Annotated in this window: 12 protein-coding genes and 3 pseudogenes; 9 read left to right on the forward strand and 6 right to left on the reverse strand. The window is 66.4% G+C overall.

Annotated elements, in window-relative coordinates; translation table 11 throughout:
* Positions 1 to 1,290 precede the first annotated feature (1,290 nt).
* Positions 1,291 to 2,511: pseudogene (locus ACIA76_RS42920) on the forward strand (hypothetical protein); the annotation flags it as partial.
* Between the two features lie 31 nt (positions 2,512 to 2,542).
* Positions 2,543 to 3,433: an HAD-IIA family hydrolase gene (locus tag ACIA76_RS42925; RefSeq protein ID WP_397161247.1), complete on the forward strand. Its 891-nt coding sequence runs from the start codon at positions 2,543 to 2,545 to the stop codon at positions 3,431 to 3,433.
* Between the two features lie 281 nt (positions 3,434 to 3,714).
* On the opposite strand, the pseudogene ACIA76_RS42930 reads toward ACIA76_RS42925, so the two are convergent.
* Positions 3,715 to 3,762: pseudogene (locus ACIA76_RS42930) on the reverse strand (hypothetical protein); the annotation flags it as partial.
* Positions 3,763 to 3,862: 100 nt separating this feature from the next.
* On the opposite strand from ACIA76_RS42930, the pseudogene ACIA76_RS42935 reads away from it, so the two are divergent.
* Positions 3,863 to 4,279, forward strand: a pseudogene (locus tag ACIA76_RS42935) (Clp protease N-terminal domain-containing protein); the annotation flags it as partial.
* A gap of 148 nt (positions 4,280 to 4,427) precedes the next feature.
* Here the strand turns inward: ACIA76_RS42935 and ACIA76_RS42940 are convergent.
* From ACIA76_RS42940 to ACIA76_RS42950, 3 genes are all read right to left on the reverse strand, one after another.
* Positions 4,428 to 5,096: a YdcF family protein gene (locus ACIA76_RS42940; RefSeq protein ID WP_397161248.1), complete on the reverse strand. Its 669-nt coding sequence runs from the start codon at positions 5,094 to 5,096 to the stop codon at positions 4,428 to 4,430.
* Between the two features lie 57 nt (positions 5,097 to 5,153).
* Complete coding sequence (locus tag ACIA76_RS42945) at positions 5,154 to 5,735, reverse strand: 2OG-Fe(II) oxygenase (protein WP_397161250.1); 582 nt, start codon at positions 5,733 to 5,735, stop codon at positions 5,154 to 5,156.
* Between the two features lie 114 nt (positions 5,736 to 5,849).
* Positions 5,850 to 6,767, reverse strand: coding sequence for a helix-turn-helix domain-containing protein (locus ACIA76_RS42950; protein WP_397161252.1), 918 nt, complete (start codon positions 6,765 to 6,767; stop codon positions 5,850 to 5,852).
* A gap of 198 nt (positions 6,768 to 6,965) precedes the next feature.
* Here ACIA76_RS42950 and ACIA76_RS42955 point away from each other — a divergent pair, with 198 nt between their 5' ends.
* Positions 6,966 to 8,132, forward strand: coding sequence for an FAD-dependent oxidoreductase (locus ACIA76_RS42955; RefSeq protein WP_397161253.1), 1,167 nt, complete (start codon positions 6,966 to 6,968; stop codon positions 8,130 to 8,132).
* A gap of 115 nt (positions 8,133 to 8,247) precedes the next feature.
* The gene (locus ACIA76_RS42960) at positions 8,248 to 8,691 is read left to right on the forward strand and encodes a hypothetical protein (protein ID WP_397161254.1); all 444 of its coding nucleotides are present in this window, start codon (positions 8,248 to 8,250) and stop codon (positions 8,689 to 8,691) included.
* On the opposite strand, the gene ACIA76_RS42965 is transcribed toward ACIA76_RS42960, so the two are convergent.
* Positions 8,655 to 11,534 (reverse strand): ATP-binding protein, encoded by a 2,880-nt coding sequence (locus tag ACIA76_RS42965; RefSeq protein ID WP_397161256.1) that lies wholly within the window; start codon positions 11,532 to 11,534, stop codon positions 8,655 to 8,657. The two genes, ACIA76_RS42960 and ACIA76_RS42965, sit on opposite strands and share 37 nt — an antisense overlap.
* A 305-nt stretch (positions 11,535 to 11,839) precedes the next feature.
* Between ACIA76_RS42965 and ACIA76_RS42970 the strand changes: the two genes are divergently transcribed.
* A complete protein-coding gene (locus ACIA76_RS42970; protein WP_397161258.1) occupies positions 11,840 to 12,778 on the forward strand; it encodes a TauD/TfdA family dioxygenase in 939 nt (312 codons plus the stop codon).
* Between the two features lie 54 nt (positions 12,779 to 12,832).
* Entirely contained in the window at positions 12,833 to 13,906 is a 1,074-nt protein-coding gene (locus ACIA76_RS42975) for a scyllo-inosamine-4-phosphate amidinotransferase (protein ID WP_397161260.1), read from the forward strand.
* On the opposite strand, the gene ACIA76_RS42980 is transcribed toward ACIA76_RS42975, so the two are convergent.
* Positions 13,888 to 15,183 carry a helix-turn-helix domain-containing protein gene (locus ACIA76_RS42980; protein ID WP_397161261.1) on the reverse strand — a complete coding sequence of 432 codons (1,296 nt, stop codon included), beginning with the start codon at positions 15,181 to 15,183 and terminating at the stop codon, positions 13,888 to 13,890. The two genes, ACIA76_RS42975 and ACIA76_RS42980, sit on opposite strands and share 19 nt — an antisense overlap.
* A 378-nt stretch (positions 15,184 to 15,561) precedes the next feature.
* Between ACIA76_RS42980 and ACIA76_RS42985 the strand changes: the two genes are divergently transcribed.
* Positions 15,562 to 15,807 carry a hypothetical protein gene (locus ACIA76_RS42985; RefSeq protein ID WP_397161263.1) on the forward strand — a complete coding sequence of 82 codons (246 nt, stop codon included), beginning with the start codon at positions 15,562 to 15,564 and terminating at the stop codon, positions 15,805 to 15,807.
* Positions 15,804 to 16,145, forward strand: coding sequence for a hypothetical protein (locus ACIA76_RS42990; protein ID WP_397161265.1), 342 nt, complete (start codon positions 15,804 to 15,806; stop codon positions 16,143 to 16,145). The genes ACIA76_RS42985 and ACIA76_RS42990 overlap by 4 nt, the downstream gene beginning before the upstream one ends.
* Positions 16,146 to 16,537 lie beyond the last annotated feature (392 nt).

Genomic DNA, 16,537 nt, shown 5'->3' on the forward strand with positions numbered 1-16,537 from the left:
CGAACCCGGAAGCTAAGCCTGCCAGCGCCGATGGTACTGCACTCGCCAGGGTGTGGGAGAGTAGGACACCGCCGGAACATACATTCCCGAAAGGGGGCCCATACTGTGGGCCCCCTTTTCGGCGTTCAGTAGCCTGTCGCAGCGCCCGGAAGCCGGTGCCGTGCGGGGCTCATCGTGCGCGCGTGATTGAATTCGTGTAGGCGGGCCCTCGGGCCCGGCCTCACGCGGACGCGAGTCCAGCGGCCGGGCATTGAGAAGACAGAGAAAGGGATCACCGTGTCGGAGCAGAACGACGGTCGGAAGCCATTCCGCCGTAGCGGGTCCGGTCAGGGATCGGGCGGCTCCGGCAAGTCGGGCGGCGAGGGCGGCAGATCCCCTCAGCCCCGCGGCGACCGAGGCGGTTCCGGCGGCGGCTTCCGCCGCGACGACAACCGTGGCGATTCCGGCCGCGGCGGCTACCGCGGCGACGACTCCCGCGGCGGCTCGCGCCGCGATGACAACCGTGGTGGTTCGGGTAGCGGGTTCCGTCGCGATGACAACCGCGGTGACTCGGGACGCGGCGGCTTCCGTCGCGATGACGAGCGCGGTAACTCCGGCGGTGGCTTCCGTCGAGACAATGAGCGCGGTGGTTCGGGCGGCGGGTTCCGGCGTAACGACGACCGTGGTGGTTCGGGCGGTGGCTTCCGCCGTAACGACGATCGCGGTGACTCGGGACGCGGCGGCTTCCGTCGCGATGACGAGCGCGGTAACTCCGGCGGTGGCTTCCGCCGTGACGATAACCGTGGCGATTCCGGGCGTGGCGGCTACCGCGGCGACGATTCCCGTGGCGGCTCGCGCCGCGATGACAATCGTGGTGGTTCGGGCGGCGGGTTCCGGCGTAACGACGACCGTGGTGGCTCCGGTGGTGGCTTCCGTCGCAACGACGACCGCGGCGGTTCGGGCGGTGGCTTCCGCGGCAACGACAACCGTGGTGATTCCGCACGTGGTGGCTTCCGCGGTAACGATGACCGTGGCGATTCCGGACGTGGCGGCTTCCGTCGCGATGACAATCGCGGTGGCTCCGGTGGTGGTTTCCGTCGTGACGATGAGCGCGGTGGTTCGGGGCGCGGTGGTTTCGGGCGCGATGACAATCGCGGCGGCTCCGGGCGTGGTGGTTTCGGGCGTGATGACAACCGTGGCGGCTCGGATCGTGGCGGTTTCCGTCGTGATGACAACCGTGGTGGTTCGGGACGTGGTGGTTTCGGGCGCGACGATAACCGTGGTGGTTCGGGACGTGGTGGATTCGGGCGCGACGATAACCGTGGTGGTTCGGGACGCGGCGGATTCGGGCGCGACGATAATCGCGGTGGTTCGGATCGCGGCGGGTTCCGGCGTAACGACGACCGTGGTGGCTCCGGTGGTGGTTTCCGTCGTGACGATGAGCGCGGTACTTCGGGACGTGGTGGTTTCGGGCGTGATGACAATCGCGGCGATTCCGGCCGTAGCGGCTTCCGGCGCGACGATCGTCGTGATGATGTCGGCCGCGGTGATGATCGTGGCGGCTTCCGGCGTGCGGATGACGAGCGGCGCGAGGGGCTCGAGCAGGAGACCGAGCGTGCCGACGCGGCCCTCGCGGATTCGGCGCGCGATGCCGAGAGCGTGGACGCGACTGTCAAGGATTCGGATCGCGGTGCCGAGCGTGCGGACGAATCCGCCAGGGACCGTGCGGGATTCGATGACGCGGAATCCGGTGACGAGAACGAATTCGCGCAGGAACGGCGGCGCGGTGGCGAGGGTGTGCGGGTCTCGGGCGGTAATGCCTTCGATCGGCGCGCCGGACGGCCCGACGAACCGCTGCTGCCCGAGGATGTCGAGGCCGGTGACCTCGATCCGGTCATCCGCCGCGATCTCCTCAGCCTGGACAAGAGCAATGCCGAGACGGTCGCCCGCCATCTGGTGATGGCCGCACGTCTCATCGACGAGGATCCCGAGCTGGCGCTGAGCCATGCGCGGGCCGCACGGCAGCGCGCCGGGCGGATCGCGGTGGTTCGCGAAACCGCCGGTGTCACGGCCTATCACGCGGGTGAATGGGCCGAGGCGCTGTCGGAGCTGCGGACCGCGCGGCGCATGCAGGGCGGCGCCGGACTGCTCGCCGTGATGGCCGACTGCGAGCGCGGTCTCGGCCGTCCCGAGCGGGCGATCGAGCTGGGTCGCAGCGATGAGGCCCGGCAGCTGAGCGGCGATGAGGCCACCGAACTGCGGATCGTGGTCGCCGGCGCGCGCATGGATCTCGGCCAGTACGACCAGGCCGTGGTCACCCTGCAGACGCCCGATCTGGATCCCGCGCGGACCGGTTCGGCCCCCGCGCGACTGTTCTACGCCTACGCCGAGGCCCTGCTGGCCGCCGGTCGCTCCGATGAGGCCCTCAAATGGTTCCTCAATGCCGCGTCCGCCGATCTCGAGGGCGACACCGACGCCGAGGAACGCGCCGAGGAACTGGCCGACGAGAACCTCGACGACGATATCGAGTAGCACGACCGCAACGCAGAAACGGGTGGACGCAGTGGCACGGTTACGAGAGCGGTTCGGCGCGCTGTTGCTGGATCTGGACGGCACGCTGTATCGCGGACCGGTCGCCATTCCCGGTGCGGCGGAAGCGCTTTCGAGTGGTGCGGGCGAGCGGCTGATGTATGTCACCAATAATGCCAGCCGTTCGGCCGCCTCGGTCGCGGACCATCTCGCCGAACTCGGCTTCGATGCCACCTCCGACGATGTGGTCACCAGCGCGCAGGCCGCGGCGCATGTGCTGGCCGACCGGCTCGTGCCCGGCGCGACCGTACTGATCGTCGGGACCGATGATCTGGCCGCGGAGGTGGAGCGGGCCGGGCTGCGTCCGATCCGCCGTTTCGACGGCGCCGCACCGGATGCCGTCGTGCAGGGACATTCGCCGCAGACCGGCTGGCCCGATCTGGCCGAGGCGGCCTATGCGCTGCGCGCGGGGGCGCTGTGGGTGGCGGCCAATACCGATGCGACCCTGCCCAATGAGCGCGGCCTCGCCCCCGGCAACGGTTCGATGGTCGCGGCGCTGCGTGCCGCGACGGATCTCGAGCCGGTCGTCGCGGGTAAGCCCTACGCCCCGCTGCTCGAGGATGCCTTGGCCCGCGCGGGCACCCGCAGCGCCCTGGTGGTCGGCGATCGCCTCGACACCGATATCGACGGTGCACACTGCGTCGACCTGCCGTCGCTGCTGGTCCTCACCGGCGTCAGCACCCTGGCCGATCTGCGTAAGCAGCCCGCCGACCGCCTCCCCACCTACGTCTCGGACTCCCTCGAGGCACTCAATCATCCAGCGGCGCAAACGGATTCGCTCCCTGCCACCGATCCCGATCTGGTGGACCGCCTGGCAGACCTGCTGGCCCAGCACCCCGGCCGCGCCATCCCGATCACTTCCTGACTCGAGTCTCCGTGGAGCGCTTGGCGGGCCTGCTGAGTCGGTGTCCCGGCCGCGCCATCCTGATCACTTCCTGACTCGAGTCTCCTCGGAGACCATGCCGACGAATCGGCCGAGCGCGACATGCTCACCCTGCGAGAGCAATTCACGCGCGACCGCCACCACGATGCGCAGCGGCACCTTGGGCGGAGGGGTATGTCTTTCGACAGTGGGGAGCTGCCCCGCGGGTCCGGCCAGACCGTGCCGACCAGGTGTCCGTCCTGTGGATCGGTACCCGCGACACCGGTCGGACCCACGCCGTGATCGGCCTGGCAGACCGTGCGTGCGCCCACGGCCAACTGGTCTGGTTGTGCTGGGCCGGGGGCGGGCGGATTGCGTTAGTAGGACCGCGATCGGGCCTCGCGGGTGGACCGGTGGGGCGACAATGGTGGGATGTTCGAACGTTTCACCGACCGGGCGCGGCGTGTGATGGTCCTGGCACAGGAGCAGGCTCGGGCCATCAATCACAACTATGTGGGGACCGAGCATATTCTGCTGGGGCTCATTGCCGAGGGGGATGGGATCGCGGCCGGGGTGTTACTCGAGCTCGGGATCGAGCTGGCGGCGATGCGGGCGGAGGTGGAGCGGATCATCGGGCGGGGGAAGGAGCTCGAACCGGCGGGGTATCTGCCGTTCACGCCGCGGGCCAAGAAGGTGCTCGAGCTGTCGCATCTGGAGGCGGTGCAGCTGGGGCATTCCCATATCGGTACCGAACACTTGCTGCTCGGGCTGCTGATCGAACATGAGGGCGTCGGGGCTCAGGTGCTGGCGCGCCGGGGTGTCGTCCTGGACGATCTGCGCGATCGGATCACGGCTCGCATCGGGCAGGAGCTGCCGGAGGATCTCTCCGGACCGGCGCATGCGGTCATTCGCTCGCTGCAGCAGGAGAACCGCCTGCTGCGCAGGGAGATCGATCGCCTGCGCGGCGCACTGGCCGCGCTGCCCGTCGACAAGGCCGTCATCGAGCGGAGGCTGCCCGATGAGGAGACGGACGGCGAATGAATCGACCGGCGGTGCGGCGGGCGATGGCGGCCAGCTCGTGGGTAGCGGTGGGGATCTTGAGCCACCACGCCTCGAGGAAGCGATAGTCGGCCGCGGGCGCCAGGCGCGCGGCCAGATCCGGACGCTGCAGCCGTAGATAGCGGCGGGCCCGGGCGGCGTGCATCGGGTCCGAGGCGATCGTGATGCGATCGGCGTGCTCGATTAGCGGAATACTGAATTCGATGTTCTGCCAGGTACTTTCGGCCTTGGTCTCGGTGCGGATGCGCTCCTCGGGAACGCCGAGCGACTCATGTGTGTAGCGGGCCATCGCCTCGGCCTCGGCCTGGTCGCGTTTGATCGCCCCGCCAGTGAAAACGATCACGCCCTCGCGTCGAGAATCCATGGAGCGCACCGCGATTCGGCAGCGCCAACGCTGCAGGGGGTGGGTGTGACCGTCGCGTTTGATCGGAAAGCCCAGGACGACAACGGCTTCTGTGCGCCCATCCGTCCTCGACAGTGCCTTCGGAAACACCTGTCGGGACGCACGCCAGTGCAGCCATTCGGCCGCCGTGACGACCGCGACCATCGTCGCCGCCATTCGCACCAGCCAGGACCACCTCACGGAATCGACCCGTTCATGTCGCACCGTCACATTCTGCCAAGCTCGGCCGTGCGAGGTGGTCGGTACGGGCGGTGAACGGGCCTAGTCCACGCCGGTCAGGTGCCTGTTCAAGTCCGGCGGCCGCACTTCCCATTCCGGACTGGACTCCGTGTAGTAATTCATTGCCACGACGACTCTGATGGCATTCGGCTGGGTGAGCGTACGCACGTAGTGACTGTGTTCCCGGGCGTCGAAGAGGACGAGTTGACCAGCCCTCGGTTCGATGACCGCGCAGTCCGCCTCGATTTCTCGGACCGAGCGCACGTCGCCGCGATTCGACACCACCAGCTCTCCGCCTTCTCCGCGGTAGTGGCTGGTGCAGTAGAGCAGACCTTCGATGGGGTTGGTATCGACATGACACTCATACCGTTCGCCGCCACGCTGAACGTTGAGCACGGCGGCGAAACGCTCGTCCGTCATGATCGAAACGGGTTCGGGCGACATCAGTTGGGCCTGTTCGAGAAAGGGGCCCTCATAGAGTTTGTGAAGCCAAGGCAATCGGGTTCGCACGGCCCCTCCGCCGACTCCGCCGCACACGAGTTCCTCCTGCAGCGTGGCCTCTCGTGACGTGGAGTGGCTACTGACGAGGGTTCGTGGGATGAATTCCTGGTGGACAACCTGCATGATCTGAGCTTGCCAATCGTGTGGCAGCATTGACGTCACATCACATGTAGTCCATCGGAACAGGCTCAATTCAGGGCCCTTCTTCAAGGTGGTGGGATGATGAGTTTGTTTCGGTCAGGCTTCCGGAAGTAGCCTTTGCAACACGCGAGCGGCCATTTTGCGGCGGTCCGTATCCATCAAGAAACTGGCTTCGAGGGACGCCGACGGTGACTCCACATACCCGATACGATTGTCGGTTCCGATATACGATCTAACGTACTGATACAAAATCGGGCTGTTCTGACGAAACCCTTCGATGTCGAGTTCGAAGATGTTGAAGCCGACATAAAAGGTATCCGAGGCAATGCTGAACCTGCAGCGTTCCATATCCTTGGGGCTGAGCTTCTTGCGTAGCAGCAGGCTGCGATACTGATCGACGATCAACTCCCGATCGGGCATGTCCGGCGACAGTACGAAATGATAGCTCCGGTGCTTCGAAAGGTTTTCGGCGACCACCTCGAGGAAATCGCCGCCGGTCACGCCCTCTTCGACATCGCTACGAACCTCGACGATGTCGTCCATATCCAATGTCACGTTGGTGCTGACCAGACTGTGGCGCTCGAGCTCGAGCGCCTGTTCTTTGTCGAGCATTCCGTACAGTGTCGTGGAACGTTTCGCGGCGATCTGGGCCGCGTTGGCAATCTGGTCGGACATTATCGTCCCGATCTTCGCTACGAACGCGGACTGCGACGCGATGTCGGCCCGCATGGAGGACAGGCCGGCCTCGACGTAACGCACCAGCGGACCGTACTCCAGAGTGCCCCTCGGTCCTGCCACGGCGTCCTCGCCGAAGATCAAATAGTCGAGCGAGACCTTGAAAAGATCGGCCAACGCGATCAGCTTGTCCAGACCCGGCGTCGTCTGACCATTGATGTATTGCGACAAGGCCGCCGTCGTGATGCCGAGCTCGGTACAAACCTGCTTACGATTTCCTCGATAGTCGCCCTCATCGACGAGGCGCTTAAGCGTGGTCGCCAGCTTGACCTCGCGCATCAACTGTCTCTTTCCAGGTCGACCCGCACGAGACGGTCAGCGGGGTGACATCCATCACAGATCGAAAATCAAGCGCAGCTTACCAGCTCGGAAAGTTTTGTCGAGTGTTGCTTGACAGCCGGTCATGACGGCCTCACCCTCGGAGATGTCGGGGCCTGGTCAGTGAAGCCCCCCGATGCGGTGGAAGAGGTGCTTCCGATGTACGACCTCACTCCGGAGACCTTCATCGAGACGGCGTTCCGTACGGGCCGAGCAGTCGTGGTCGGTCACGGCATTACCGGCCATCAGGTGGTGTACGACCTGGTCGCGGCCGGACGCAGTCTATCCGACCCGATCCGCATTCTGTGGATTGCGGATCGGCACGACCCGGGTGCCGCGAGCTTCGGTTCCTGCGGATGGCATATGCCCTGTTTGAACGGTGATCCCAGGGTCGCGGCATGGGCACACCGATCGTTCCGGCGCTGGCGCATGCTGTCGGCACTGGGTTTCGATGACTTCCTCGCCTCCGCCGAAAGCGTATTCCTCACTCGCGACCGTCATCGCCGGCCGCCGTCCGGATATCCGGGCGCAGCACATTCGGCGGATCCGGTCGACTTCGCGGTGCCCTTCTACAGCCGAGCCATGTTCGTCGACGATGGATCCGTCATTTCTACGTGCGCGCTCATGCCGCGCCTGTACGACGCGGTCGGCAAGCTGCCCGGCGTCACTCCGCTGCTGCGTCATCTGTGCGATATCGACGATCTACTCGGTGTCACAAAGGAATTCGGCGCGGAGGTCGCTTGTGTCGCCGCTGGCGATCGGGCGCAATTCCTGCTGGACGACAAGCGAATCGAAGGGGACCTCGGTGTCCTGCTGCGCGTCGACTCGACGAAGGTGCCGGAGCCGTTCGATCGCATCGTCCTGAGAGACGAAGACCGAGAACACGAGCTGACCTACAGCGTTCCGCATCGGGTATGCGGGCACATTTGCCTGGGCGGAGCGTCCGGAAGGCTGGTCACCGAGCCCGACGTCTGTGCCGAGCTCGCGCAGGGGCTCGCCGATCCGGCTCGGATTCCTCGATATGTCCTCGACGCCGCCGAGGAGATTCGAGACAGGGTGCTCGAACGACTACCCATGTTCGGTCCGGCTCTCGCCGACGGCGACTACCGAATCTGGTACGGCCTGCGGCCGATGGCCGAGCGAACGATTGCCGAATGGGTGCCGCGCAGCCGCACCGGGCCCATCGGTGTGCTGCATCTAGGCGGTCTGGGCGGCTCCGGATTCACGGTCGTCCCGGCATTCGTCGAGGACGGTCTGGCCATACGCCGGCCGACACTGGACATGGAGGCACAGCTCGGGCGGCCGACGCCGGTGCACTCCTCGTAGCGCGCGTGTTACTATCCCAATGGCGGCCTGCCGCGCTCTCATTGGGGTTTTCATGCGTCCGAATCCGGAAGATCCGCCGTACACGACGCACTGCGAAGTCGAATCACGACTCACCGTGGGTTTTCCGTCCGCCGTCGCCTCACTGATCGACGTCTTGGCCGACGAGCGGGACGTATCGCAGGGGGAATTGATTCGGACAGCGGTGATTACGATGCTGGACTCCTTCGACGGTGTCGGCGACAGCCGAGCTCCGCTCGCGGATGCCGATATGTTCGGCTCGGAGGGCATTGCGCCGGAAGATTTCGACCCGCTGACGGATGTTGTCGTATATCGAAGTGCCAGTTCGGATTTGTCCGAACCGGCCGAGGTCTACATCGATCCGTCGACCCGGGAGCGCCTCACCGAATTCTGTGATGTGGCGCGATTGAGCAGGGCTCGCGTGATCCGGGTGGCGGTGGATCGGTATCTCTTCGACGAAATCACGAAAACCGGTTCGAGCCCGGCGATTTCGGCCCGACACCCTCAGTCGGACGGGCCCGACTCCGACGAGGCGAGATAGCCGGCGGCCGACGCCGCATCGGGAGCCCCGATTCGCCGGTAGATTTCGATTGCTTCCCGGAGCTCTACGGCATCGCCCATGTCGCCCAGGCATATTCGGCACCGGCCGATGCCCTCCAGCGCGCGGGCCTGCCCGAGTTGGCTACCGATCTCGCGGGTCGCGGCGAGGGCGTCGTTGAACATGCGCAACGCGGCGTCGGGCGCACCGGTGTCGAGCAACAGCTTCCCGATATCCACCTGGACCTCGGCGGCACCGCGCTTGTTGTGGAGCTGGAGCAGGAGGTCCAATGCCTGGCGGTGCAGACCGAGAGCTTCGGCGTGCAGTCCCGTGCGGGTGCGGACGATGCCCAAGTTGTTGAGCGCGTTAGCTTCTCCGAGCCGGTTGCCGAGCTGATGGTAGAGCGCGAGTGCTTGTTGGTGCAGTCCGGCCGCTTCGGTGTGCAGTCCGGTGCGAGTGCGGACGATGCCGAGATTGTTCAGGGCGCTGGCCTCTCCGTGCCGGTTGCCGAGGCGGTGATAGAGGTCCAGTGCTCGGCGATGGAGGTCGACGGCTTCGGTGTGCAGTCCTGTGCGGGTGCGGACGATGCCCAAGTTGTTGAGGGCATTCGCTTCTCCGAGCCGGTTGCCGAGGCGGTGATAGAGGGCGAGCGCTTGGCGGTGGAGGTCGACGGCTTCGGTGTGCAGTCCTGTGCGGGTGCGGACGATGCCCAAGTTGTTGAGGGCGTTCGCCTTACCGAGGCGGTTGCCGAGCTGGTGATACAGGTTCAGTGCCCGTCGATGGAAGTCCGCGGCCTCGTGGTAGTCGCCGGTTTCCTCGTGGACGTTGCCGAGGTTGTTGAGCGCGTTCGCTTCGCCGAGGCGGTTGCCCAGTTGGTGATACAGGTTCAGTGCCTGCCGATGAAGGTCCGCGGCCTCGTGGTAGTCGCCGGTCTCCTCGTGGACGTTGCCGAGGTTGTTGAGCGCGTTCGCCTCACCCAGGTGGTTGCCGAGTCGGCGGAACAGTCCGAGTGCCATCTCGAATCGATCGGCGGCTGTTTTGTATTCCCCGGCCCGCGAGTGCACGGCGCCGAGGTTGTTGAGCGAATTGGCCTCGCCGAGGCGATCACCGAGACGTTGGCCGGCGGCGACCGCGCGCCGGTGCAATCGGCGCGCCAGCGGCCAGGGACCGTCACTGTCGAGCAGCCCGGCCAGTCGTCCGGTAAGGGCGACCATGCGGGCCGGATCGCGGTCCGCGATGTCGTCCAGACACGCCAGCATATTCTCCCGTTCCAGGCGCATCCACTCCAAAGCCTCTATCTCGTTGGCGAATTCGCGTACGCGGGTCTGCTGCGTGGATGAGCCGTCGGAGTCGACGGTGGCGTGGGTCCATCGCGCCAACCACCGATCCGCCGCGGTCGCGGTGTCCTGGTAGTAGTCCAGTAATCGGTGCTGCGCCCGGGTACGGTCGTCGCCGGGTTCGGTATCGGCCAGGGCGCGACCGTATTCGCGCAACAGGTCGTGCAGCCGGTAGCGTCCCGAGGCGGGCTCGTCGAGAAGATGGTCGGTATACAGCGATTCCAGCTTCCATCGGGCTGTCGCGACGTCGATGCCGGCCAGCGCCGCCGCGGCATGGGCGTCGATGTCGGCGCCGGGATGCAGCCCGAGTCGACGGAACAGCAGTTTCTGCTGCGGCGGCAGATCGCGATAGGACAGGTCGAAGGCTGCGCGCACGACCCGCGCTCCGGCATCGAGTTCACCGAGTCTGTCCGTCGCGGCGCTGAATCGGTCGGCGAGTTCGGTGATGGTCCACGCCGGGTGGTGTACCAGACGACCAGCCAGCAGGGTGATCGCCAAGGGCAGATATCCGCACAACCGCACGGTACGGGCGACCGCCGCGCGGTCGGCCTGATCGGCGGCGGCGTGCTGGGTCAGCGTGGTGAACAACTGGCTGGCGGGCTCGGGGTCGAGGATGTCCAGGGCCAATGGCATCGCGTTGTCGAGGGTGATCAACCGGCGCCGGCTCGTGACCAGGGTCAGGCATTCGGGCTCTGCCGGAAGCAGCGGCTCGATCTGCGCCACGTCGCGCGCGTCGTCGAGCACCAGCAGCACCCGTTTGCCGGTCAGCCGGTCTCGCCACAGATCGCGGCGTCCCTCGAGTGTGTCGGGGATGTAGCGCATATCGACGCCCAGGCCGATCAGCATGCCCGCCAGCACATCCGCCGGGTCGGCCGCGGCGCGGCCCGGAGTGTGGGCGTGTAACTCGATGAAGTACCGACCGTCCGGAAACTGGTCGGCCAGCATGTGCGCGGCGCGAGTTGCCAAGGCCGTCTTGCCGATTCCGGGCATGCCATCGATCGTGTAGATCGATGTTCCATGCTCAGGGTCGGCCGCGGCCAGCAGGCGGCGCAGTTCGCTGTCGCGACCGATGAAGGTATGCACATCGCGGCGCAATGCGGTCTTGACCGCGGGCCGCAGCTGCGCGGATACGTCCTGCGCGGGTTCTCGCTCCGGCGGGAGCTGCGCCGGGGCACTGAGTATCCGGCGGCGGGTTTCCAGCCAGGCCGGCAGGTCGTCCTTGGGGACGTCGCAGCACCACAGGTAGATCTCGAGCCGATTGTCGCTTCCCGGGGCGACTCGATTGGCTTCGAGCCGTTTTCCCTTCTCCATGTCCTCGATGAGGTTCTTCGTGAGATCGACGAATCTCGGTGGGCCGCCGTTGCTGCTGTCGGTCGCCTTTCGCTCGAGCCGGCGGATGGAAAGTCCTGCCGCTTCCCGAGTTCTGCGGAGGGCGCCCCCGAATTCGACCGGGCTCGTCACCGTAGCGAGGAATTCGCGAGTGACCGCTCGGTTCGGAATTGTGGCCATGGTGTGCCTCCCCGTCATGTGCCGACAATTGTCCGGCACCGTCGGCTCGGTGTCCGCCGGACAGTCGTGAAAGGCGGTGAGCTTCCTTCTGTTTGTCCGGTCCGGTGTCGGACACCGAGTGGTCCGCGGTGAGCTTTCCTCAGTGCCGCACACGACGCGGCCGAACACGGAGGGTAGCCGCCATGAACGAATATCCCGCTCACCGCGCCATTTATCGGAGACGTATTGCCGGTGGTTCGAACCGCATCGGGTCGGGATTGCCGACTCGCCCGACGGAAACGTTCGTTCGGCTCGCTCCGAGTGAGATGGTGTCGCTGACCGGGCGGGAGGCGGCCGTCGCGTGGACGGCGGCATTGCAGGCGGCTTGTGGGCGGCATGCCGACGATGGCCCGGCCGAGGTCGCCGCCGGCCTGATCACCAGTCTGCCGCCGCGGATGATCGTGGCGCTGCACCGCTTCCGCGCGCTGGGCTCGACGCACAATGCGCTGTTGCTGCGGGGCTTGTGCGCGGATCTGTCGGGTTTGCCCGCCACCCCTGCCACGATGACGCCGGATGCGCGGATGCCTCTGGTCGAGGCTGCCTCGTTGCTCTTGCTGGCGGTGTCGTTGCTGGTGGGCGAACCGTTCACCTTCCGATCGTTGCACCAGGGCAGGCTCGTGCAGCACGTAACTCCCGTGCCGGGACACGAGCAGGCGCAAACCAGCGCCGGTAGCGCGGCGCTGCAGTGGCACGTCGAGGATGGTTTCACCGACGATCGCTGCGACTACTTCGGCCTGCTGTGCCTGCGCGGCCATCCCGGAGCCATCACCTACCTGGCTCCGGCCCGTCATTTGGACCTGGCCGAGGAGGTCGTAGCGGTACTGCGTGAACCTCGGTTCGTGATCGCACCCGACACCGCCCACGAACTCCCGTGCGGCACCGAACCATCCGTGATTCCGATACTGACCGGGCCCGCCGCTGATCCGGAGATCTGTTTCGGCGACGCCGACGTGCGACCCGCCGATCCCGCCGATCATCCGGCGGCCGCGGCGCTGACGGCACTCAACGCCGCCCTGGACCGCGCCGCGGTCGGTCACGAGCTGTGCCCCGGCGATCTGCTCCTCGCCGACAACCGTCGAACCGCACACGGTCGCAGCGTCTTTCGGCCGCGCTACGACGGCACCGACAGATGGCTGCTCCGCGCGATGACCTGTGCCTCGATCCGGGCGCATCGCCGTCGCGGGGCCGCGCGCGCTCTCGGGTGACCGGCCCGCGCCGCCCTGCCATCGTCGACCCCCTCTTCTCGAAAGGAATACGCAGTGCCGCACTCGAACCCGGCGCTGCCCGCACCGGCAGGCTCGGACGACGAATTCAGCCCGCTGCTGCAGGTGGTGGTGGGCACGGCAGACGGTGCGCGGATACCGCCACTGGACCGTTCGGCATGGCTGAACCTCTATCCCGATCTCGATGCCTCTGAATTGGCGTGCGTTGCGGTCGGCGCGTTTCCGCCCCGGGTGCTCGCGGAGGCCGCCGAAGATCTCGACGGCCTCGCCCACGTGCTGGAAGGACTCGGCGTACGGGTACACCGCCCGGCGCCGGTCGCCCACGATGTCGAATTCGGGACGCCGCACTGGCGCACCAGCGGCTTCTATTCGTATTGCCCGCGCGATATCGCGCTGATCGTGGGTTCGGCCATCATCGCTGCGCCGAGTCCGCTGCGGGCACGGTTGTTCGAACTCTCGGGTCTGCGAGAGTTGTTCCAGCAGTGCATGCTTGCCGGTTCGGTCTGGATCGCCGCGCCGCCACCGGAACTGCGGGACGAGATGTTCCCCGACGACAGCCATGGGCGGGTCGCGCTGGGGGAGACCGAACCGGTCTTCGACGCCGCGAACATCCTGCGTTGTGGACCCGATCTGTTCTACCTGGTCTCGGCCAGTGGCAACGAGCTCGGCCACCGCTGGCTGCAGACCACGCTGTCCGCCCTGGGTGAATATCGGGTGCACCCGATCCGAGACGTATACCCCCACACCCACATCGACTCCACGATCAGTCTGCTCCGCGAGGGCCTGGTCCTGCTGAATCCGGAGCGGATCCGCGACCTCGGCCAACTGCCCGAACCGCTGCGCTCGTGGGAACACCTCTGGTGTCCGCCCATGGCCGCCCCGGCGTGTATGTCCCGATACCCGCTGTCGTCGCGGTGGGTAGGGATGAATCTGTTGATGGTGCGACCCGATCTCGCCATCGTCGACGCCGCGCAATACGACCTCATCACCGCGCTGGAACGCCGCGGCATCGACGTCGTCCCGCACACCCTGCGGCACGCGCGCACGATGGGAGGCGGATTGCACTGTGTCACACTCGATCTGCGTCGTGGCTACGCTCGGTCACCGTGAGACCGGATGGAGGGTCCGAGGAGCTCGCGAACCTCGGTCGCCCCGCGGTGGTTCGCGCGACCGTTGTCGATTGTGTCCAAGAGCTCCGCCGCCCGCTCCGGGATCAGCCCTACGCGAAGCTCGTTCGGCAGTTGCTGCCAGGTCGTCGTGATCGTATGGCAGCCCCAGTCCAGTTCGCCGGCGGCGATCTGCGCGGCCGCTTCGTCGAGATGCAGCAGCGCCGTACCCACCTGATCGTGTTGGGCGAGTGGCAATTCGAGCACCCGCTCCCGCAGCGGCGCGGCTTGCGCGTGCGCGCCGACCAGAGCCAGGGAGTTGGCCTGATGCCAGCGCAGCAGATATTCGCTGATGTGGAATCCGTCGGCGACAACATCCCCCTCCGGAAGCTGGGCGAACATCCTGTCGGCATTGCGGACAGCCGCGAGAGTCTCACGGCGGCAACCCAACCGGGCCTGGACACCGGCTTCGGTGAGGTATCCGAGCACTGCCGCCGCGTTGGCGCGGCGGGCTCCGGCTGATTGGGCGGTACGCGCGGCGGCCAGCCCGGATTTGGATTGGCGATGACAGGCGCAGGCGTCGCTGGTTCTTCCGGCGATCCAGGCCTGCACCTCGGCATCCTCGGCCCGGCGGGCTGCGCGGCGGGCGATGGCGAACCACTCGAAGGTCTCGCCCGCGCCCGCGACATCGTTGAGCCGGATGGCGATGAGCCCGGCGTTCTTCGCGTACACCCGGTGCAGTCTGCGCCGGATGTCCTCGGTCGGCTCGGTCAGCAGACAGGCCTGCATACGCGCCAGATCGACCATACGTGCCGGGATGAATCCCGTCGGCGGGGTGTAGAGCGCGTATCCGTTCTGCTCGGTGAGCTCCTCGAGCAGGTCGACATACGCCGCTGTCGCCCGCCGGCCGCCCGGCGGTTCGACATCGTCGCCGAACAATCCCTGGATGGGCGGTGCGGACAGGAACATCGCCCCCGCCGCGGCGAGACTCACGAAGTGTCGTCGATCCATGGCGTCCTGCAATCCGTTGCGCGCGTTCGCATCTGGTTCTGAATAGTCGTGTCCGAACCCGAGCCGGTCCGGTCTGCTGTGGTATAGGAAGCACAGGGCGTCGAGATAGTGAGATGACGGCACGTCCTGACCCTGCTCCCACCGCGACATCTGCTGATGGCTCAGGCCTTCGCTGGGAGTGCCGCGTGCGGCCAGCACCTCCTTCAACAACTCGACCGCCTCCGCGAGGGTGTAGCCGCGGGCGATCCGGTGGCCCCGCAGCAACGACATCCCACAATGCCGGTGCACTCTCAATGCGGCCTCGTGATCGGAGCCATGGGATTCCTTGATCTCACGGGCAATGCGGCGTGCGCACCCGATGGTGTGTGGGACGTTCGTCATGCGAACCACTTGTTCTCCCCGGGAGCGACCCGGTCCGGCCACGCTGAGAATTCAGTTTATTCCGCGGGCGCGGGCGTGTCGACGCCGTGGCGAGTGATGCACGCGTTGCGTGCGCAACGGCACTGCGAGAAGGGAATCGAATCGTTCGAGCTCTCGCCCCGGACGCTTCGCGCGCCATGCTGTCGGAGTTCCGAATTTCGTGCACGTCACGCACGTGGCTCGAGAAATGAGATCGTTCGAAATGAATCTGAAAGCGATGGATTCGGTATGAGTATTGCACGAAACATTGTCGTTCCGGTGGTGGTTCCGGTGCATTCCGGAGCACTTTCTCGCGCGGTGGTGGCCTTCGCGGTAATGATGGCCTTCGCCGTATTGGCCATGCTTGTCGTCGTCGCGCTGTTCCCCGGGCCGAACCTCGACACCTCGACGACGACGCGAGTGAGCACGACGCACCTGTTCGAACCGGCGCAGGCGTGTTATCCGTTCGGTGACTGCACCCCGGAGCACCGATGACCCTGTACGCCACGGACTGGTCGATCACCAGTGATATCACCCCGGAATGGGCAGTGCGGGTGTCGCGGGACGGTGCGCTCGTCTGGCGGTTGAGCTGGCTGCCCGGCCTGCTGCTGACCCACGGTCAGGCCGCTGTCGGAATGAAACTCGACGAACTGCTCAGCGTTCCCGACGGCGTATACGACCGCCGCCTGCTGGTCGAGGCGGACGCGTGTGCCGGTCATATCGGTCTCACCCGGGCATCTGTGGTGATGCTGCTGGTCCAGCGAGTCGCGGCCCAGCTGCGTGACGCGTGGACCACCGCCGCCGAACGCGGGGCGGCCCTGGACATTCGATGATCGCCGTCGCACCGTGCGGGGTGTGCGCGGAGCCGAAGGGTCCAGATCGAACTCATGCGTGGTATCGACACACGGCTCGCCGATCCGCCGGTGCGATACCGCCACCTCGACGGCGCGCGGAAAGGTCGACGGCAGCGGCGGCTCGACCGGCTCTGGGCGCAGTCACGTCAATTCCAGTCGCGCTGAGCACTCGTCCGCGGCGAAAGTGCAAGGGCCACCAGAGGTGGTCCTTGCGGGGCGTTGGCGAGAGGTATCCGGAACTCGGCGCGTGCGACGCTTCAGGGCGTACGTCCCATGCCCGCCCAGATCCAGGCGGTTTCGGTATCGAACGTGCCGCCGAATATGGATGTGTCGGCGAATTCGGGGTGCCACTCCCGCACCGGAACCACACC

Source organism: Nocardia sp. NPDC051570 (assembly GCF_044454005.1).
Lineage (GTDB): Bacteria > Actinomycetota > Actinomycetes > Mycobacteriales > Mycobacteriaceae > Nocardia.